16 protein-coding genes are annotated in these 18,101 nt (G+C 73.9%); 12 read left to right on the top strand and 4 right to left on the bottom strand.

Annotated features, from left to right (window positions below; genetic code table 11):
- Positions 1 to 84 precede the first annotated feature (84 nt).
- The 3 genes from ACFYM2_RS22955 (at position 85) to ACFYM2_RS22945 (ending at position 4,032) form a co-directional block, all read left to right on the top strand.
- The gene (locus ACFYM2_RS22955; RefSeq protein WP_365234767.1) at positions 85 to 1,080 is read left to right on the top strand and encodes an ABC transporter substrate-binding protein; all 996 of its coding nucleotides are present in this window, start codon (positions 85 to 87) and stop codon (positions 1,078 to 1,080) included.
- Between the two features lie 86 nt (positions 1,081 to 1,166).
- Positions 1,167 to 2,285, top strand: coding sequence for a hypothetical protein (locus ACFYM2_RS22950; protein WP_388838676.1), 1,119 nt, complete (start codon positions 1,167 to 1,169; stop codon positions 2,283 to 2,285).
- 691 nt (positions 2,286 to 2,976) lie between these two features.
- Complete coding sequence (locus ACFYM2_RS22945) at positions 2,977 to 4,032, top strand: PhlD (protein ID WP_388461269.1); 1,056 nt, start codon at positions 2,977 to 2,979, stop codon at positions 4,030 to 4,032.
- 103 nt (positions 4,033 to 4,135) lie between these two features.
- Here ACFYM2_RS22945 and ACFYM2_RS22940 read toward each other — a convergent pair whose 3' ends face one another.
- Together ACFYM2_RS22940 and ACFYM2_RS22935 are read right to left on the bottom strand one after the other, a co-directional pair.
- Positions 4,136 to 5,278, bottom strand: a complete 1,143-nt coding sequence (locus ACFYM2_RS22940) for an NADH-quinone oxidoreductase subunit D (protein WP_359001615.1) — start codon at positions 5,276 to 5,278, stop codon at positions 4,136 to 4,138.
- A 35-nt stretch (positions 5,279 to 5,313) separates the two neighbouring features.
- Positions 5,314 to 6,309, bottom strand: a complete 996-nt coding sequence (locus ACFYM2_RS22935; protein ID WP_388838673.1) for an SAM-dependent methyltransferase — start codon at positions 6,307 to 6,309, stop codon at positions 5,314 to 5,316.
- 95 nt (positions 6,310 to 6,404) lie between these two features.
- On the opposite strand from ACFYM2_RS22935, the gene ACFYM2_RS22930 reads away from it, so the two are divergent.
- From ACFYM2_RS22930 to ACFYM2_RS22920, 3 genes are all read left to right on the top strand, one after another.
- Complete coding sequence (locus ACFYM2_RS22930; protein WP_388838670.1) at positions 6,405 to 7,613, top strand: histidine kinase; 1,209 nt, start codon at positions 6,405 to 6,407, stop codon at positions 7,611 to 7,613.
- Between the two features lie 143 nt (positions 7,614 to 7,756).
- Positions 7,757 to 8,428 (top strand): response regulator transcription factor, encoded by a 672-nt coding sequence (locus ACFYM2_RS22925; protein WP_350231923.1) that lies wholly within the window; start codon positions 7,757 to 7,759, stop codon positions 8,426 to 8,428.
- Positions 8,429 to 8,557: 129 nt separating this feature from the next.
- A complete protein-coding gene (locus tag ACFYM2_RS22920; protein ID WP_388838667.1) occupies positions 8,558 to 9,532 on the top strand; it encodes a zinc-binding alcohol dehydrogenase family protein in 975 nt (324 codons plus the stop codon).
- Positions 9,533 to 9,564: 32 nt separating this feature from the next.
- Here the strand turns inward: ACFYM2_RS22920 and ACFYM2_RS22915 are convergent, their stop codons facing one another.
- Positions 9,565 to 10,674 carry a DUF5937 family protein gene (locus tag ACFYM2_RS22915; protein ID WP_388838880.1) on the bottom strand — a complete coding sequence of 370 codons (1,110 nt, stop codon included), beginning with the start codon at positions 10,672 to 10,674 and terminating at the stop codon, positions 9,565 to 9,567.
- A gap of 145 nt (positions 10,675 to 10,819) precedes the next feature.
- On the opposite strand from ACFYM2_RS22915, the gene ACFYM2_RS22910 reads away from it, so the two are divergent.
- Positions 10,820 to 11,053: a hypothetical protein gene (locus tag ACFYM2_RS22910; protein WP_359001630.1), complete on the top strand. Its 234-nt coding sequence runs from the start codon at positions 10,820 to 10,822 to the stop codon at positions 11,051 to 11,053.
- 91 nt (positions 11,054 to 11,144) lie between these two features.
- Here the strand turns inward: ACFYM2_RS22910 and ACFYM2_RS22905 are convergent, their stop codons facing one another.
- The gene (locus ACFYM2_RS22905; RefSeq protein ID WP_388838664.1) at positions 11,145 to 12,347 is read right to left on the bottom strand and encodes a threonine aldolase family protein; all 1,203 of its coding nucleotides are present in this window, start codon (positions 12,345 to 12,347) and stop codon (positions 11,145 to 11,147) included.
- Between the two features lie 131 nt (positions 12,348 to 12,478).
- Here ACFYM2_RS22905 and ACFYM2_RS22900 point away from each other — a divergent pair, with 131 nt between their 5' ends.
- From ACFYM2_RS22900 to ACFYM2_RS22880, 5 genes are read left to right on the top strand one after another with little or no spacing between them, the layout of a single operon-like run.
- A complete protein-coding gene (locus ACFYM2_RS22900; protein ID WP_388838661.1) occupies positions 12,479 to 13,402 on the top strand; it encodes a Rossmann-like and DUF2520 domain-containing protein in 924 nt (307 codons plus the stop codon).
- Positions 13,399 to 14,430: a pantoate--beta-alanine ligase gene (gene panC, locus ACFYM2_RS22895; protein ID WP_388838658.1), complete on the top strand. Its 1,032-nt coding sequence runs from the start codon at positions 13,399 to 13,401 to the stop codon at positions 14,428 to 14,430. The genes ACFYM2_RS22900 and panC overlap by 4 nt, the downstream gene beginning before the upstream one ends.
- Positions 14,427 to 16,172 (top strand): L-aspartate oxidase, encoded by a 1,746-nt coding sequence (locus ACFYM2_RS22890; protein ID WP_388838655.1) that lies wholly within the window; start codon positions 14,427 to 14,429, stop codon positions 16,170 to 16,172. The genes panC and ACFYM2_RS22890 overlap by 4 nt, the downstream gene beginning before the upstream one ends.
- Positions 16,169 to 17,191 carry a carboxylating nicotinate-nucleotide diphosphorylase gene (gene nadC / locus ACFYM2_RS22885; RefSeq protein WP_388461257.1) on the top strand — a complete coding sequence of 341 codons (1,023 nt, stop codon included), beginning with the start codon at positions 16,169 to 16,171 and terminating at the stop codon, positions 17,189 to 17,191. The genes ACFYM2_RS22890 and nadC overlap by 4 nt, the downstream gene beginning before the upstream one ends.
- Positions 17,191 to 17,997 carry a type III pantothenate kinase gene (locus ACFYM2_RS22880; RefSeq protein WP_350231931.1) on the top strand — a complete coding sequence of 269 codons (807 nt, stop codon included), beginning with the start codon at positions 17,191 to 17,193 and terminating at the stop codon, positions 17,995 to 17,997. The genes nadC and ACFYM2_RS22880 overlap by 1 nt, the downstream gene beginning before the upstream one ends.
- Positions 17,998 to 18,101 lie beyond the last annotated feature (104 nt).

Raw genomic sequence — 18,101 nt, 5'->3', positions numbered from 1 at the left:
CCTCGTGCCTCTCCGACCCCTTACGCCCCCTCAGTTCTCCGCGACACCCCTGATCACGCGACGCCTTCCGATTGGTGAACCCTGATGAGCAAGATCCTGCGCACGACCGGTGCGGTGCTCGGCACCCTCGCCCTGGCCGGCACGCTCGCCGCGTGCGGCGGCGACAGCCTGGAGAAGAGCAAGGACAAAAGCGCTTCGAGCACGTCCGGCGGGTCCAGCAGTACGGGCGGCGGCAAGAAGGGCTCGCTGGTGATCGGCGCGGGCGGCTTCACCGAGTCGTCGGTCCTGGCGGAGCTGTACGCCCAGGTCCTGTCCGACGCGGGGTACGCGACCTCGATCACCACGGTGAAGAACCGGGAACTGTACGAACCCGCCCTGGAGAAGGGCGAGATCGACGTCGTACCGGAATACGCGGCCACGCTCACCGAATTCCTCAATGCCAAGGTGAACGGCGACAAGGCGAAGGACAAGCCGCTGGCCTCCAGCGATGTCACCGCCACGCTGGGCGAACTGACCAAGCTCGCGGAGCCGCGAGGCCTGAAGGTTCTCCCGGCCGGCGGCGCGGTCGACCAGAACGCGTTCGCGGTCACCAAGGAATTCGCCGCCAAGAACCACCTCAAGACCCTTTCGGACCTGGGCGCTTCGAAGATCGGGGTGAAGGTCGCCGCCGGTGACGAGTGCAAGGTGCGGCCCTTCTGCGCGCCGGGCCTGACCGCCAAGTACGGCATCGACGTCACCGGCATCGACCCCAAGGGCGTCGGCACCCCGGGCGCCAAGCAGGCGGTCAAGGACGGCGTGGACCAGCTGGTGCTGACCACCACGACCGACGCCACCCTGGACACCTACGGCCTCGTGCTGCTCCAGGACGACAAGAAGCTCCAGAACGCGGACAACGTGCTGCCGGTCGTCAATGCCAAGGAAGCGGGCAGCCAGGAGATAGCCGACGCGCTCGGCAAGCTGACCAAGGCCTTGACGACCGACGATCTGGTCGGCCTCAACCGCAAGGTCGACGCCGAGCGGGCCAAGCCGGCCGATGTCGCCAAGCAGTATCTCCAGTCGAAGGGACTGATCAAGAAGTAGCCGAATTTGGCGATCGGAGTAACTACAGGGGAACAGATTGGTGGGCGAGGGTCCATATGGCGTCTACACACGGTAAATTTCAGGCCATGCCACGTGGACGCCACCGTCATTCCCCTCCGCTGCACCGGCTCCTCCAGCCGTCGGCCGTCGCCGGCGTCTCGGTCATCTGCGCCGGTGGCGCCTGGCTCTTCGATCAACCGGCGGTGCTCAGGGCGCTGGCCGCCGCGGCCGCCGCGGCCTGCGTCACCGGCTCCGTCCTGATGCGCTCCTGGGACCGGGCCGCCGGCCGCCGCGTCGCCGAGCTGACCCGCTCGCGCGCGGCCGACCAGTGGCGCACCGAGGAGCGGATCGCCGAGCTCGAGGGCGAGTTGGAGGAGTCGCGCGAGCTGCGCGGCCGCCTCGACGCCAAGCTGCGCGCCAAGCGCAAGGAGCTGGCCGGGCTGCGCGGCGAGCACGCCGCCCTGCTGCGGCGCTACGCCAACGCCGAGACCGAGCGGGCCAGCGCGCTGGAGGGCCGGCGTCAGCTCGCCCTCGAAGCGGGCGGGCCCAAGGCCCTCGCGCGCTCGGGCAGTACGCCCACGCCGGAGTCCTACCTGGCGGCCGCCCGCGCCCTGGAACGCCTCTCGCTGAGCGCCGAACGCCAGGCGAAGGCCCGCGCGCAGGCCGGCGCGGAGGCCGGGGCGGCGCGGTCCGGTGACGACCCGGCGCGGTCCGGGGCCGGCGCCCGGGAGGCGGAGGAATCCCGGGGGAAGCCCTCGGCGGTCCTCGGCAGCGGGGAGCAGCACACCCGCCCGGCGACCGCCCTCACCGCCAAGCCCCGCCAGGCCGAACTGCCCGCGGCGCCCGCGCCGGTGGCGTCGGCCGTGGTGCCCCGTCCGGCCCGCCGCGCCGTGCGCCCCGAGGGCAGCTTCGACTTCTTCGGCACGGGCGGCGCGCAGGACCCCCAGCGGTCCGGGGAGGCCCAGCCGGCGGATGCGGGCGAGGCCGTCGCGGACGCCCGGCACGTCCCGGACGCCCGGCAGGCGGTGGCCGCCGCGATCGAGGCCGTGCAGGACGAGGACCTTGCCGACGTGGTGGGCGCCGAGGTGCTGGCGAGCCGGACGCGGCAGGGGCCCGAGAAGGTCGTGGGCGAGGTCATCGACCTGACCGCGCACGACGAGACGGAGCAGCTTGACGTGGTGCGGCTGCGCACCGCGATCTCGTAACACCCGTTCGCGGCCTCTGCACGGCACGGGTTCGCGGCACGGCACGTCGCTCGGCACCGCATGGGTTCGCCGGACGGCACGCGGCCTCGGCTCCGCACGGGTACGCGGCACGGCACGCGGCCTCCGCGCCGCACGGGTGCGCGGCACCAGCACCCGTTCTCAGCCCCACCCGTTCTCGGCGCCCCCGCGCCGGGCGCCCCCGCGCCGGGCGCCCCCGCGCCGGGCGCCCCCGCGCCGGGCGCCCCCGCGCCGGGCGCCCCCGCGCCGGGCCGCGCGACGCCGTGGGCAGGGGTCTGCGTCCGGTGCCGGGGCCGCCGTTGGCGGGGGCCGGTACCGGACGCAGAGTCCGGATGCGCGGGGCAGCCGGCATCCGGGCGGGCTCCCTCCCCCCGAGCGGGCCCGCGGCACCATGGTGTTCAAGCCTCCGCCGACTTACCAGGGAGCACGGATGCAGAGCATGGCCACGGCCGCCGTTCCGCGCTCCGTGGCCGCCCCTGGTGACCGCCCCCGCTACGGGTGGCGCTCCCCCCAAGCGTCGGGGACCCTCCTGTGCGCCCCACCGCACCGCAGTTGACGAGCACCTGACATATCGTCACTTTAGTTGACCCACTTTTGACTTTTCCGGGATCAATTCAGGCCAGCTGACGTACGTTGATGATCCGCCCTTTTCGATTCTCGAGGGAGATCGTCCGTGCCCGCTCACATAGCCCCTCCCTGTGTCGTCCTGCCGGGGCATGCTGTGACCACCGACGAGATCTTCGCCGACATCCGGCAGGCCCACGCCGGTCTGCCGCGCCTGGAGGCGATGTTGCGGATCGCCGGGGCCACCACGGTGCGCACCCGCTACTTCACCCGCCCCCTGAACGCGCCGACGGTGGCCGGAAACGCACCGCTGGAGGAGCGCAACCGGGCAGCGTACGCAGACGCGTTGGCTCTCGCGGCCGACGCGGCGCGGGGGGCCCTCGCGAGGGCGGGACTGCGGCCCCAGGACGTGGACGCCCTCGTCACGAGCCACACCACATCGTGGACCGTGCCCTCGCTGGACGTCCATCTGATCGGCGTGCTCGGCCTGCGGCCCGATGTGCGCCGCCACCCCCTGGGCACGGCGGGCTGCGTGGGCGCCGCCCAGGGCGTGGTCCGCGCCAGCCAGGACATCGCCGCCAACCCCGGCGCCAACGTCCTGGTCGTCACCGCGGAATGCCTGTCGGCCGCCACGTACAACCACGAGGACAGCAGCCTCGAATCCATGGTCTACAAGGTGCTGTTCGGGGACGGCGCGGCCGCCGCCGTCGTCTCGGGGCGCCCCGCGTGGGACGGGCCGGGCTTCGTCGTGGCGGACACCTTCGAGTACCTGCTGCCCGACAGCGCGGAGCGCTACCGGGGGCGGCTGAACGGCGCAGGGCTGCACTTCGACTCCACCCGGGCGGCCACCGACTCCTTCAACGACAGCCTCCCGGCCCTGCGCGCCTGGCTCCGCCCGCAGGAGGACCCGCTGGACTTCGCGGTGGTCCACCCCGGCGGCCCGCGCATCCTCGACGACGCGGCCGCCGGCCTCGGCCTCGACGAGAAGGCGCTGCGGCACGCCTGGGACAGCCTGGCCGGCAACGGCAACCTCGGCGGCTCGGCGGTCCTGGACGTCCTGTCCCGTACGTTCGAGGACCCGCCGGCCGACGGCGCGCGGGGCCTGCTCATCGGATTCGGCCCGGGTTTCGTCCTGGCGGCGGCACGCGGCCACTGGTCCTCGTGAACCGTCGGCGGCGAACAGGCCCGGCCGGCGGGCGACTTCGACTACGGGTACGGCTACGGCTACGCGCGGGCCACTTCGCTCACTTCGCGGTCACTTGTCGATGTCACTTGTCGATGTCGCCCACGACGAAGAACAGCGACCCGAGGATGGCCACCATGTCGGCCACCAGCGTCCCCGGCAGCAACACCGCCAGGGCCTGGATGTTGTTGTACGAGGCCGAACGCAGCTTCAGCCGGTACGGGGTCTTCTCGCCCTTGCTGACGAGGTAGTAGCCGTTGATGCCGAGCGGGTTCTCGGTCCAGGCGTACGTCTGGCCCTCGGGCGCCTTGAGCACCTTGGGGAGCCGCTGGTTGATGGGCCCGGGCGGGAGTTCGGCCAGCGTGTCCAGGCACGCGTCCGCCAGGTCGAGCGCGTTGTGCGTCTGCTCCAGCAGGCACTCGAAGCGCGCGAGGCAGTCGCCCTCGGTGCGGGTGACGACCTTCAGGGTGTCCTGGAGCTCCCCATAGGCGAGGTAGGGCTCGTCGCGGCGCAGGTCGAAGTCGACGCCGGAGGCGCGGGCGATGGGCCCGCTCACGCCGTACGCGTGCACGGCCTCCGCCGACAACGTGCCCACCCCGCGCGTGCGTCCCCGGAAGATCTCGTTGCCGAGGACGAGGCGGTCGTACACGTCCATGCGGGAGCGCACCGAGGCGACCGCGTGGCGCACCCGGCCGAGCCAGCCGAGCGGCAGGTCCTCCTTGAGGCCGCCGACCCGGTTGAACATGTAGTGCATGCGGCCGCCGGAGACCTCCTCCATCACCGTCTGCAACTCCTCGCGTTCGCGGAACGCGTGGAAGATGGGGGTGATGCCGCCGAGCTCCAGCGGGTAGGAGCCGAGGAACATCAGGTGGTTGAGGACCCGGTTCAGCTCGGCGAGCAGCGTGCGGGTCCACACGGCGCGCTCGGGGACCTCCATGCCGAGCATCCGCTCCACCGCCATGACGACGCCGAGCTCGTTGGAGAACGCGGAGAGCCAGTCGTGGCGGTTGGCCAGCATCACGATCTGGCGGTAGTCGCGCGCCTCGAACAGCTTCTCCGCGCCGCGGTGCATGTAGCCGATGACCGGCTCGGCCCGCTGGATCCGCTCGCCGTCGAGGACGAGCTTCAGGCGCAGCACTCCGTGGGTGGAGGGGTGCTGGGGGCCGATGTTGAGCACCATGTCGGTGCTTTCCGCCCCGCCGCCGATGCCGACCGTGGTCTCCGTCATGGGCCCCAGTATCCCCGACCCCGCCGGGCGGGTGCTCAGACGCGTTGGCGCAGCCACAGGAAGTCGCCTAGCCCGCCTTGCGAGGTCAGCTCGGCCGCCTCACCCGACCGGGCCAGCGCCCGCACGTACGCCGCCGGGTCCGACGTCGCGAGGGACAGCGGGGGCCGCCCGCCCGAGACGCCGAGGCCGGCCAGGGCCTCCCGCTGCGTCACCAGCTCCGCCCCCGGCAGCGCGCAGGCGTCCAGCGCGACATGCGCGGTGATGTCGCACGACCCGTCCGGCACGGGCGCGACCTCCCGCCCGCCCCGGAACCCGCTCAGCGTCCCGAACGGCGGCCTGGTCCGCCGCGTATGCGCGTAGTCGACCGCCACCGCGAGCCCCGCCTCCAGCGCGCCGACCGCGCCCGCCCACGCCCGGTCCCGAGGCCATCCGATCTCGGCGCGCGCACCCGGCTCGCTCAGCGGCCACCAGCGCGCGAGCCACGCCGCGTCCGCGCCCGACACCGGCTCACCCAGCACCTCCGTGCCGTCGGGGCGTACGAGGACGAGCCTGGCCACCCCGTCCTCGTCGGCCTCCGCCACGTCAACCGCCACGTTGTCCAGCCACTCGTTGGCGAACAGCAGGCCCCGTACGCGCGTGGGCACGGCGGCGCGCCACTCGACGCGCTCGTCGAGCCCGGCCGGACGCGCCGCCCGTTCGACGGCGTACGCGCGCACGGGGAAACCTTCCGGCAGCGCGGCCAGCACCCCGGTCAGCAGCTCCCCGCGCCCGGCGCCGACGTCGACCAGGTCGACGGGGCCAGGGCCGAGCCGGGCCGCGACCTCCGTGAGGAGGCGGGCGACGGCGCCGGCGAAGAGCGGCGAGGCGTGCACCGAGGTGCGGAAGTGCCCGGCGGGGCCCTCGGGCCGCAGATAGAACCCGCCCTCGCCGTAGAGCGCCCGCTCGGTCGCCTCCCGCCATCCGACGAGCCCCGACCTGAGGACCCCGGAGCCGGAGCCTTCGGGGGAGTGCTGACACGTCTCATCCGTCACGGGGCCAGTCTCCACCTTGCGGAGTACGCCGACGGAGCCAGGATCGCCCCGGCGGTTGACCCCTGTACCTACCCGGCTTCCCTACGCTGGGTTACGTGCAACGCCTCTACGATTTCATCCGCAGACACCCGACCGGGGTCGACACCTTCTGGGCCGTCATCCTGTTCGGGTTCTGCTGCCTGCAAATCGTGGTGGCGGGGGACCATTCCCGGCAGGCGGCCGCAGGCGTCCAGACCGCCCTCGCGGCCGGTATGGCCACCGCCGTGGCGCTGCGCCGCAGGGTCCCCGAGCGCATGCTCCTCCTGGTGATCGCCCTGGGTGTGGGCCAGCTCGCGCTGAACGTGCCGCCCCAGGTCCAGGACTTCGCGATGCTGGTCATCGTCTATACGGTGGCGTCGGCCGGCCGGCGCTGGGCCTCGCGGGTCGCGCTGGTGGCGACGCTGTGCGCGGCGCCGCTCGCCCATGTGCGCTGGATGCAGACGGGGGGCGCGAACAGCGGGCCGGAGAAGGTGTTCTTCGTCATCATCATGACCGTCCCCTTCGTCCTGGCGTGGGTGCTCGGCGACTCGATGCGCACGCGCAAGGCGTACTTCGCGCAGCTGGAGGAGCGGGCCTCGCGCCTGGAGCGGGAGCGGGAGGCGCAGGCCAAGGTCGCGGTCGCCGCCGAGCGGGCCCGGATCGCCCGCGAGCTGCACGACGTGGTGGCGCACAACGTGTCGGTGATGGTGGTGCAGGCCGACGGCGCGGCGTACGTGATGGACACCTCGCCCGACCAGGCGAGGACGGCGCTGGAGACGATCTCGATGACCGGGCGCCAGGCGCTCGCCGAGATGCGCCGGCTGCTCGGTGTGCTGCGGACGGGCGAGCACGAGGAGGCGGGGGAGTACGTGCCGCAGCCGGACGTGCGCCAGATCGAGGACCTGGTCGAGACGGTCAGGGGAGCCGGCCTCACCGTCGACTTCAAGGTCGAGGGCACCCCGCGCGCCCTGCCCAGCGGCGTCGAGCTCACGGCGTACCGCATCGTGCAGGAGGCCCTGACCAACACCCGCAAGCACGGCGGCCCCGACGCGGGGGCGAGCGTGCGGCTGGTCTACTTCGACGACGGGCTCGGCCTCCTGGTCGAGGACGACGGCAGGGGAGCGGCCCACGAGATGTACGAGGACGGCGGCGCGGACGGCCAGGGCCACGGCCTGATCGGCATGCGGGAGCGGATCGGCATGGTGGGCGGCACCCTCGACGCGGGCCCGCGCCCCGGCGGCGGCTTCCGCATCAGCGCCCTGCTGCCGCTGAAACCGGCCGGCTGATGGCCCGGCCACGAGCCGCCCGGGCCACGAGCACCCCGGCCGCGCCCGCGCGCCCGGCGGGCCCCGACGCCCGCGATTTTCTGTACGGCTCGTACGGCAATGACGTACGTGATGGTTCGGTACGGCGTGATGGAGAGGGAACGATGACGATCCGCGTGATGCTCGTCGACGACCAGGTGCTGCTGCGCACCGGGTTCCGGATGGTGCTCGCCGCCCAGCCGGACATGGAGGTCGTCGCGGAGGCGGGCGACGGCGCGGAGGCGATCGACATCCTGCGCGCGTCCGCCGTGGACGTGGTCCTGATGGATGTGCGCATGCCGAGGCTGGACGGGGTGGAGGCGACCCGGCGCATCTGCGAGCAGCCGAACCCGCCGAAGGTGCTGATCCTGACCACCTTCGACCTCGACGAGTACGCCTTCTCCGGCCTGAAGGCGGGCGCCAGCGGGTTCATGCTGAAGGATGTGCCGCCCGCCGAACTGCTCGCCGCCATCCGCTCGGTGCACAGCGGCGACGCGGTGGTCGCGCCGTCCACCACCCGGCGGCTGCTCGACCGGTTCGCCCCGATGCTCCCCGCGAGCGGCAAGGAGCCGGAGCACAAGCAGCTGGGCAGGCTCACCGACCGCGAGCGCGAGGTCATGCTCCTGGTCGCCCAGGGGCTGTCCAACGGGGAGATCGCCGCGCGCCTGGTCCTGTCGGAGGCCACGGTCAAGACGCATGTGGGCCGCATCCTGACCAAGCTGGGGCTGCGCGACCGCGTCCAGGTGGTGGTCCTGGCGTACGAGACCGGGCTTGTCCGGGCGGGCGGCTCCGCCTGAACCACCCTTACACTGCCGCCAGTTGGCATAGTACGACGAGCGTCGTACTATCGTCGCGTACGGAACCATGCGGCGTGGCCCGGCCCATGTGACCGGGCCGGCGCGACCGAGCCAGGGGGAAGTGGCGTCATGCGTGCGATCAGGTTCGACGAGTTCGGCGGTCCCGAGGTGCTGCGGCTCGTGGAGGCGAAGGTGCCGGAGCCGGGGCCGGGCGAGGTGAGCGTCGAGGTCGCGTACGTCGGCGTCAACTTCGCGGATCTCAAGGCGCGTTCGGCGGGGTACCGGGTGGGCTCGCTGCCCTTCGTGCCCGGGCTCGAACTCTCCGGGCGCGTGCGGGCCGTCGGCGACGGGGTGGCGGGGATCGCGGTCGGCCAAGAGGTCGCCGCGATGACCGAGGGCGGCGCCTACGCCGACGTGGCCGTCGCGCCCGCCGCCACCGTCTTCCCGCTGCCCGCAGGGATGAGCCTTCGCACCGCCGCGACCCTGCCCACCGTGCTGCCCACCGCGCACGCCCTGATCCACGAGGTGGGCCGGCTGCAACCGGGCGAGAGCGTCCTGGTGCAGGGCGCCGCGGGAGGCGTCGGCACCGGCGCCGGGCAGCTCGCCCGGCTCGCCGGGGCCGGCGCGGTCTACGGGGTGGTCTCCAGCGAGGCCAAGGCCGAGTACGCCCGCGCGCACGGCTATGACGACGCCTTCCTGACCGACACCTTCGCGGCGGACGTCCTGCGCGCCACCGGCGGCCGGGGTGTGGACCTGGTGCTCGACCCCGTCGGCGGCGAGACCCTGCGCCAGGGCCTCGAAGCGCTCGCCCTGTTCGGCCGCCTCGTCTCGTACGGCAACGCGAGCGGCGACGCGGCCTGGCAGGTGGGCCAGAACGAGCTGTATCCACGCGCCCGTTCGGTGTCCGGCTTCTCCATCCTGGGCCTGGCGGCCGACGACCCCGCCGCCCTGCGCGCGATCGCGGACCGCGCGCTGTCCCTCGCCATCGGCGGGGAGGTGGAGCTCCCGGTCACCGCCGAGTTCGCCCTCGAAGAGGCCGCCGCCGCCCACCGGTTGATGGAGAGCCGGACATCGACGGGGAAGCTCCTGCTGAAGGCCGGCTGAGACGCCACCCGGCTGTAGCCCCGGCCGGGGCGCTAGCGCAGCACCCCCTCCAGGAAGTCGCTGCCGAGGCGGGCCACCACCGTCAGGTCCAGCTGGTGCAGCACATAGCGGCCCCGGCGCCGGGTGGTGAGCAGGCCGGCCCGCTTCAGGACGGCCAGATGGCGGGAGACCTCGGGCGCGGTGATCCCGTGCTGTTCGGCGAGCTCTCCCGTCGTGTTGGGGGAGCGCGCCAGGTTGCGGCACAGGCGCATCCGCATCGGGTGCGCGAGGGCTTCCATGCGCAGCTTGAGCAGGTCGACCGAGGCGGGCGACGGCAGTTCGGGCCCGTGCACCGGGTAGTGGATCACCGGCCGCCAGCCCGGCGCGTGCAGCACCATCAGATGGGGCCAGCCGAACGAGGTGGGTACGAAGGTGAGCCCGGGGCCGGGCTCGGGGTCGGTGGCGGTGGTGTGGCCCTCGGACAGCTTGTCCACGTCGATGCGGGTGCCGCTCGCATCGAGGCTGAGGGCCGCCGACACCGCGCGCACGGCCTCGTCGAGCCCCTTGCGGCGCAGCAGCTCCGCCTTGTGCCGTGCGTCGGCGGCCAGTTGGACCCGGATCCGCTGCCAGGTGTCCGCGAAGAACGCCTGGTCGCAGTCCTCCAGGAGGCGCCGAAGCCAGGCCCGTACGGAACCGGGATCGTCCAGCAGCCTGCGCGTGAAGTCCACCTGCCGAGGGCCCCGGTTGGCCGCGAGCTCAAGGGCGCGCGTCCGCATCGCCGGGTCGCACAGCGGCGAGGGCGTCTTCACGCTGTACAGGTTGCAGGTGATCTCCAGGGCGGCGGAGGTGAACCGCTCGTCGGACAGCCGGTCGAGCAGGTCCAGGTCCTCGGCGAGCGTCGAGCCGGGCGTGCCGCCCTGGCCGGGTATGCCCGCGAAGGGCATGAACACGTCGGAGAAGGTGTGCCGCCACAGGAACTCCGCCTCGTGCAGCCGGTCGGCGAGGTCGGGCGGCAGCGCGGCCGCGGTCGCGGTGGCCCAGCCGTGCAGACCGGGGTGGTGGCCGGGCTCGGAGAGCGCGTGCAGGGCCAGGCCCAGCTCGGCCAGCGGGGAGACCGCGAAGCCGATGCGTTCGGGCGCCAGGCCCGTGATGTCGATGGTCACGCTCATGCGCCCATGGTGCACCGGACCACTGACAGCGCCTTCGTCGATTGACGCTCCCGGTCAATCCAACGGCCCCACCGCGCCCCGTTTGACGCCGCCCGTCAATCGGCGCGACAGGAGGCCCGGGCGGGCGCACCGTTGAGGCATGGACGCGACGCAGCAGCACATGATCGACGCCTACCGCGCGGCCCGGCTCGGCGAGCCCGCCCCGCCGCTCCCCGGCACCCACGACGTGGCGGTCCTCAAGGAGTTGCGGGACTACCGCCGCTTCGAGGCGGTCCTCGCGGGCCGGCTCGCCACCGGGCGGCTACGGGCGGCCCTGGCCCAGCTGTTCGCCCCGCCACGCCCTGGGGGACACCGCCCGCCCGCCTGCCGTTGAGCGGGCGCGGCGGGTGCGAGTGCGGGTGCGGCGGGCGCGGATGCGGCGGGCGCGGTCACCGGCCGCCCGCGCGACCGGCCCGCCCCACCGCTCACACGATCCGGCGTACGAAGTCCGCCACGGCCGCGCGCACGTCCTCGGCGGTCCACTCCAGGCCCGGCGCGTTGACCGTGACCTCCGTGAAGGAGAGCCCGGGCGGGCCGGCCGGCGCCGCGAACCAGCGCCGGAACAGGCACACCCCGCTCTCCTCGGTCTGCCGCAGCGCGGCCGCGCTCAGCACCTCGGCGTCGTAGGGCAGCCACACCTGGAACTCATGGGTGTGCGGCTCCTCGGGGTTGACCCGGAACCACGCGACGCCCGCCTCGGTGAAGCCCTCCGCGAGCGCCCTGGCCACGACCTTGGCGTGCGCCACGTACGAGGGCAGTTCGGGCAGCACCCGGCGCAGGCCGGACAGGGCCGCGAAGGCGGCGGGGAACTGCTGGAAGATCTGGCCGCCGTAGCGGTGGCGCCAGGTGCGCGCCTCGGCGATCAGCGACTCCGGGCCCGCGAGGACCGCGCCGGAGAGGCCGCCGAGCGACTTGTAGAACGACACGTAGACGCTGTCCGCCAGGCTCGCGATCTCGCTGAGCGGGCGCCCGAAGTGGGTGGCCGTCTCCCAGATCCTGGCGCCGTCGAAGTGCACCACCGCGTCCCGCTCGCGGGCCGCGTCGACCACGGCCACCAGCTCCTCCCAGGTGGGGAGCACAAACCCGGCGTCGCGCAGCGGGAGCTCCAGCATCAGGGTGCCGAAGGGCTCGTCGAAGCCGCGTATCTCCGCCGCGTCCGGCAGCCTCGGCGCATCGGTGGGATGCACCGTACGCAACCCGCTGACCTGGCTGAACGCGTCACGCTCGTGGACTTCGGGGTGGGCCATGGGGTGCAGGGCGACCGTGGGGTCGCCGGTACGGGCCGCCCAGCAGCGCAGCGCGACCTGCTGGGCCATCGTGCCGCTGGGGAAGAAGGCGGCGGCCGGGAAGCCGAGTTCCTTGGCGGCGCGGCGCTCCAGCGCGGCCACGGGACCGTCGCCGTAGATGTCGCAGGGCTCGTCCAGGTCGTAGACCTCGCCCGCGTCCGCCACCAGGGCCGTAAGACGCTCCCCGACGCTCTGGTCGACGGCTGAGTCCGTCAGCCTGCGCCGGGCGCCGCGGTGGACGGCGATACGGTGCCTGCGAGCCGCTTCCGGGGTCTGCTCGGACTGATCGTCCGGGGCGGCGGGGGCCGGGTCGGCCAGGGGGGCGTCTTCGGTTTCTGTCATGGCGCGATGATCGCCCACAGCCTGTGGACAACCAAGGGGGTTTCCGGGGCCTGGGCGTAGCATGACGGGGCCGATTGATTTTGGTTTGGCGTCCGGTACCCCTCGCGGACTGGAACGGAAGGCCCCACCACGTGAACGCACCACCAGAGCACCGCCACGAGAACAGCCCGGCCAACCGCCCCGCCCGCCTCGCCGTGGGCGTCGTCGGCGCGGGCCGGGTCGGTCCCGCGCTCGCCGCCGCCCTCCAGCTCGCGGGCCACCGCCCGGTCGCCGTCTCGGGCGTCTCCGACGCCTCGGTGCGCAGGGCCGCCGCCCTGCTGCCCGACGTGCCGCTGCTCCCGCCCGCCGAGGTCATGGAGCGCGCCGACCTCGTCCTGCTCACCGTCCCCGACGACGCTCTGCCTGGCCTGGTCCAGGGCCTCGCGGAGACCGGCGCGGTCCGGCCGGGGCAGCTCCTGGTGCACACCTCGGGCCGCTTCGGCACGGCCGTCCTCGACCCCGCGCGCCGGGCCGGCGCGCTGCCGCTCGCCCTGCACCCGGCGATGACGTTCACCGGGACCGCCGTGGACGTCCAGCGCCTCGCGGGCTGCTCCTTCGGCGTGACCGCACCCGAGGAGCTGCGCCTTGCGGCTGAGGCGCTGGTCATCGAGATGGGCGGCGAGCCCGAGTGGATCGAGGAGGAGGCCCGCCCGCTCTACCACGCGGCCCTCGCGCTCGGTGCGAACCACCTGGTCACGCTGGTCGCCCAGTCGATGGAGCTGCTGGGCAAGGCCGGTGTCGGCGCCCCCGACCGGATGCTCGGACCGCTGCTCGGCGCGGCCCTGGACAACGCGCTGCGCTCGGGTGACGCGGCGCTGACCGGCCCGGTCGCGCGCGGCGACGCCGGTACGGTCGCCGCCCACGTGGCGGAGTTGCGCAAGCACGCGCCGGGCACGGTCGCCGGATACCTCGCTATGGCCCGTACGACCGCCGACCGCGCGCTCGCGCACGGACTGCTCAAGCCCGAACTCGCCCAGGACCTGCTCGGGGTGCTCGCCGAAGGAGATGCCCGATGAACGCGCGGACCGCCCAGGAGGCCGAGTCCGGGGCCACCGCCCTGGTACGTACGGGCGCCGAGCTCGCGGCACTTCGCCGGACCGGGCGCCGCGCCGTGGTCATGACCATGGGCGCGCTGCACGAGGGCCACGCCACCTTGATCCGCACCGCGCGCCGGCTGGCGGGCCCCGGGGGCCAGGTCGTGGTCACCGTGTTCGTCAACCCGCTCCAGTTCGGCGCGGGCGAGGACCTGGACCGCTACCCGCGCACCCTGGACGCCGACCGCGCGATCGCCGAACGCGAGGGCGCCGACGCGGTGTTCGCACCCAGTGTCGAGGAGGTCTACCCCGGCGGCGAGCCCCAGGTGCGCGTCACGGCGGGCCCCATGGGCGAGCTCCTTGAGGGCGCCGCGCGCCCCGGCCACTTCGACGGCATGCTCACCGTCGTCGCCAAGCTGCTCCACCTGACCGCGCCCGACGTCGCCCTGTACGGCCAGAAGGACGCCCAGCAACTGGCCCTGATCCGGCGGATGGTGCGCGATCTGAACTTCCCGGTGGAGATCGTCGGCGTACCGACGGTGCGGGAGGAGGACGGGCTCGCCCTGTCCAGCCGCAACCGCTACCTCGCGCCCGCCGAGCGCACCGCCGCCCTCGCGCTCTCGCGCGCCCTGTTCGCGGCCCGCGACCGGCTCGCCGCCGAGCACGCCCTGCTGGCGCGGGCGGCCGCCGGCGGCACCGGCACCACCGGCTTCGGCAGGGCCGGCGCGCTGGCCGCGATGGGCGAGGCCCGCGCCGCCGCCGACGCGCACGCGGTGGCCGCCGCCGCGCCGTCCCCCGCCGCGATCAGGGCCGTCGCCCAGGGCGTGCTCGACGACGCGGCCAAGGCCGAACCCCCGGTCGTGGCCGACTACTTGGCGCTGGTCGACCCGGCGACCTTCCGCGAGGCACCCGAGGGGTTCGCCGGTGAGGCGGTCCTCGCGGTCGCCGCGCGCGTCGGCACCACGCGCCTCATCGACAACATCCCGCTCACGTTCGGAGCACTGGCATGACCACCACCGGCACGACGGGCACCGAGGCGCCCGCCCCAGGTATACGGCTCGACGCGCCCGCCGCGGGCTGGTCCATCGACGCGGACGTCGTGGTCGTCGGCTCCGGCGTCGCCGGCCTGACCGCGGCCCTGCGCTGCACCGCCGCGGGCCTGGCCACGGTCGTCGTCACCAAGGCCCGCCTGGACGACGGCTCCACGCGCTGGGCGCAGGGCGGCATAGCGGCCGCGCTCGGCGAGGGCGACACCCCCGAGCAGCACCTGGACGACACCCTGGTGGCCGGGGTCGGCCTGTGCGACGTGGACGCGGTGCGCCTGCTGGTCACCGAAGGCCCCGGTGCGGTACGGCGGTTGATCGACACCGGCGCCCACTTCGACACCGACGAGTCCGGCGCGATCTCGCTGACCCGCGAGGGCGGCCACCACCGCCGCCGCATCGTGCACGCGGGCGGCGACGCGACGGGCGCGGAGGTCTCCCGCGCGCTCGTCGAGGCGGTCCGCACCCGGGCGGTGCGCACCATCGAGAACGCGCTGGTGCTCGACCTCCTCAAGGACGCCGAAGGACGCACCGCCGGCATCACCCTGCACGTCATGGGCGAGGGCCAGCACGACGGCGTCGGCGCGGTGCGCGCGCCGGCGGTGGTGCTCGCCACCGGTGGCATGGGCCAGGTGTTCGCGGCCACCAGCAACCCGTCGGTGTCCACCGGCGACGGCGTGGCCCTCGCGCTGCGGGCCGGCGCCGAGATCTCCGACCTCGAATTCGTCCAGTTCCACCCCACCGTCCTCTTCCTCGGCGCCGACGCCGAGGGCCAGCAGCCGCTGGTCTCCGAGGCCGTACGCGGCGAGGGCGCCCACCTCGTGGACGCGGCGGGCACCCGCTTCATGCTCGGGCAGCACGAGTTGGCCGAGCTCGCCCCGCGCGACATCGTCGCCAAGGCCATCACCCGCCAGATGCGGGCCCAGGACGCCGAGCACATGTATCTGGACGCCCGCCACTTCGGCGCCGAGATGTGGGAGCACCGCTTCCCCACCATCCTGGCCGCCTGCCGCGCGCACGGCATCGACCCGGTGACCGAGCCCATTCCGGTCGCCCCCGCCGCGCACTACGCCTCCGGCGGCATCCGCACCGACCTGCGCGGCCGCACCACCGTGCCCGGCCTGTACGCGTGCGGCGAGGTCGCCTGCACCGGTGTGCACGGCGCCAACCGGCTCGCCTCCAACTCCCTGCTCGAAGGCCTGGTCTTCGCGGAGAACATCGCGGCGGACATCGTGGCGAACGGCGTCGCGGGATCCGCGTGGGCGGCGTCAACTCCCGTACCGGAAACGGCGGTTGACCCCGGCCCGCACGCCGAGCCGGTGCCGCTGCTCGACCCGGCCGCCCGCATCCAGATCCAGCGGACCATGACCAGGGGCGCCGGAGTGCTGCGCTCCGCCGACAGCCTCGCCAAGGCGGCCGCCCGCCTCGAAGCGATCGGCGCCGACGAGCACAAGGCCGCCGTGCCGGGCGTCGAGGCGTGGGAGACCACCAATCTGCTGCTCGTCGCGCGCGTCCTGGTCGCCGCGGCCGCCGCCCGCACCGAGACCCGCGGCTGCCACTGGCGCGAGGACCGGCCCGACCGCGACGACGCGGCCTGGCAGCGCCACCTCGTCGTCCGCCTCACCCCCGAGCGGTCCCTGGACATCCGTTCCACTCCGGCCGCCACCTTCCCCCCGACCCTCGCCACCCCCCTGGAGCCGTCACCGTGAGCACGCCCGAGGAATTTCGTCCCCAGCCGGTGGACGTCCCCCTGATCCAGATCGGTGCGCCCGCCCAGGGCGGCGGCTGCGGCGACGACTGCGGCTGCGGCGGTGACGAGGTGTACGAGTGCGGCCTCGATCCCGCGCTCGCCGCGCTGCTCGCCGAGTCGGGCCTCGACCCCGTCCAGGTCGAGGACATCGCCCACCTCGCCATCGAGGAGGACCTGGACGGCGGCGTCGACGTGACGTCCGCCGCCACCGTCCCGCAGGACGCCGTCGCCACCGGCGACTTCACCGCGCGCGAGGCCGGCACGGTGGCGGGTCTGCGCGTCGCCGAGGCGATCCTGTCGATCGTGTGCACCGAGGAGTTCGAGGTCGAGCGGCACGTCGCCGACGGCGACCGCGTCGAGGCCGGCCAGAAGCTGCTCAGCGTCACCACCCGCACCCGCGACCTGCTGACCGGCGAGCGCAGCGCGCTCAACCTGCTGTGCCGCCTGTCCGGCATCGCCACCGCCACCCGCGCCTGGGCCGACGCCCTTGAGGGCACCGGCGCCAAGGTCCGCGACACCCGCAAGACCACGCCGGGTCTGCGCGCCCTGGAGAAGTACGCGGTGCGCTGCGGCGGCGGCGTCAACCACCGCATGTCCCTGTCGGACGCGGCGCTGGTCAAGGACAACCACGTGGTCGCGGCCGGCGGCGTGGCCGAGGCGTTCAAGGCCGTACGCGACCGCTTCCCCGGCCTCGCCATCGAGGTCGAGGTCGACACCCTGGCGCAGGTCACCGAAGTCCTGGACGCCGGGGCCGACTTGATCCTGCTCGACAACTTCACGCCCGAGGGGACCGCCGAGGCGGTCGAGCTGGTCGCGGGCCGCGCGATGCTGGAGTCCTCGGGTCGCCTCACCCTGGCCAACGCCCGGGAGTACGCGGCGACGGGCGTGGACTATCTGGCGGTGGGCGCCCTCACGCACTCCTCGCCGATCCTGGACATCGGCCTGGACCTGCGCGAGGCCGAAGAGGGCTCGGCCTGATGCTGCTCACCATCGACGTCGGCAACACCCACACCGTCCTCGGCCTCTTCGACGGCGAGGAGGTCGTCGAGCACTGGCGCGTCTCCACCGACCCGCGCCGCACCGCCGACGAACTGGCCGTCCTCCTGAACGGCCTGATGGGCACCCACCCCATGCTCGGCGCGGAGCTCGGCGACGGCATCGAGGGCATCGCGATCTGCGCGACCGTCCCCTCCGTCCTGCACGAGCTGCGCGAGGTGACCCGGCGCTACTACGGCGACGTCCCGGCGATCCTGGTGGAGCCGGGCATCAAGACGGGCGTGCCGGTCCTGACCGACCACCCCAAGGAGGTCGGCGCCGACCGCATCGTCAACTCGGTCGCGGCCGTCGAGCTGTACGGCGGCCCCGCGATCGTCGTCGACTTCGGCACGGGTACGACGTTCGACGCGGTGACCGCGCGCGGCGAGTACACGGGCGGCGTGATCGCCCCCGGCATCGAGATCTCGGTCGACGCGCTCGGCCTGCGCGGCGCCCAGCTCCACAAGATCGAGGTGGCCCGGCCCCGCTCGGTGATCGGCAAGAACACCGTCGAGGCCATGCAGTCCGGCATCGTGTACGGGTTCGCGGGCCAGGTGGACGGCGTCGTACGGCGCATGAAGCGCGAACTGGTCGGCCCCGACGGCGACCCGGACGACGTGACGGTCATCGCGACCGGCGGCCTGGCCCCGACGGTGCTGGGCGAGGCCGAAGAGATCGACGAACACGAGCCCTGGCTGACCCTGATCGGCCTACGCCTCGTGTACGAACGCAACGTGCCGCGCTCCTGACCCGGCGGGGGCGGCGCGGGTGGCCCGCCCGCCCGGGGACCGGGGGCGCCCCCCCGTTTGGCCCCCCCAGGGCCGGCGGCCGCCGCCCGCGCTGGGCCCCGCGT

The sequence above is a fragment of the Streptomyces sp. NPDC006711 genome (genome assembly GCF_042869775.1).
Classification (GTDB): domain Bacteria; phylum Actinomycetota; class Actinomycetes; order Streptomycetales; family Streptomycetaceae; genus Streptomyces.
The sequence above is the reverse complement of the archived record's forward strand: the minus strand, read 5'-3'. Positions and strand labels throughout refer to the sequence as shown.

Bases quoted from the DNA above. Each gene is read 5' to 3' on its own strand.
- ACFYM2_RS22955 (WP_365234767.1), top strand. From the start codon at position 85: ATGAGCAAGATCCTGCGCACGACCGGTGCGGTGCTCGGCACCCTCGCC.
- ACFYM2_RS22950 (WP_388838676.1), top strand. From the start codon at position 1,167: ATGCCACGTGGACGCCACCGTCATTCCCCTCCGCTGCACCGGCTCCTC.
- ACFYM2_RS22940 (WP_359001615.1), bottom strand. From the start codon at position 5,278: ATGACGGAGACCACGGTCGGCATCGGCGGCGGGGCGGAAAGCACCGAC.
- ACFYM2_RS22925 (WP_350231923.1), top strand. From the start codon at position 7,757: ATGACGATCCGCGTGATGCTCGTCGACGACCAGGTGCTGCTGCGCACC.
- ACFYM2_RS22920 (WP_388838667.1), top strand. From the start codon at position 8,558: ATGCGTGCGATCAGGTTCGACGAGTTCGGCGGTCCCGAGGTGCTGCGG.
- ACFYM2_RS22910 (WP_359001630.1), top strand. From the start codon at position 10,820: ATGGACGCGACGCAGCAGCACATGATCGACGCCTACCGCGCGGCCCGG.
- ACFYM2_RS22905 (WP_388838664.1), bottom strand. From the start codon at position 12,347: ATGACAGAAACCGAAGACGCCCCCCTGGCCGACCCGGCCCCCGCCGCC.
- panC (WP_388838658.1), top strand. From the start codon at position 13,399: ATGAACGCGCGGACCGCCCAGGAGGCCGAGTCCGGGGCCACCGCCCTG.
- ACFYM2_RS22890 (WP_388838655.1), top strand. From the start codon at position 14,427: ATGACCACCACCGGCACGACGGGCACCGAGGCGCCCGCCCCAGGTATA.
- ACFYM2_RS22880 (WP_350231931.1), top strand. From the start codon at position 17,191: ATGCTGCTCACCATCGACGTCGGCAACACCCACACCGTCCTCGGCCTC.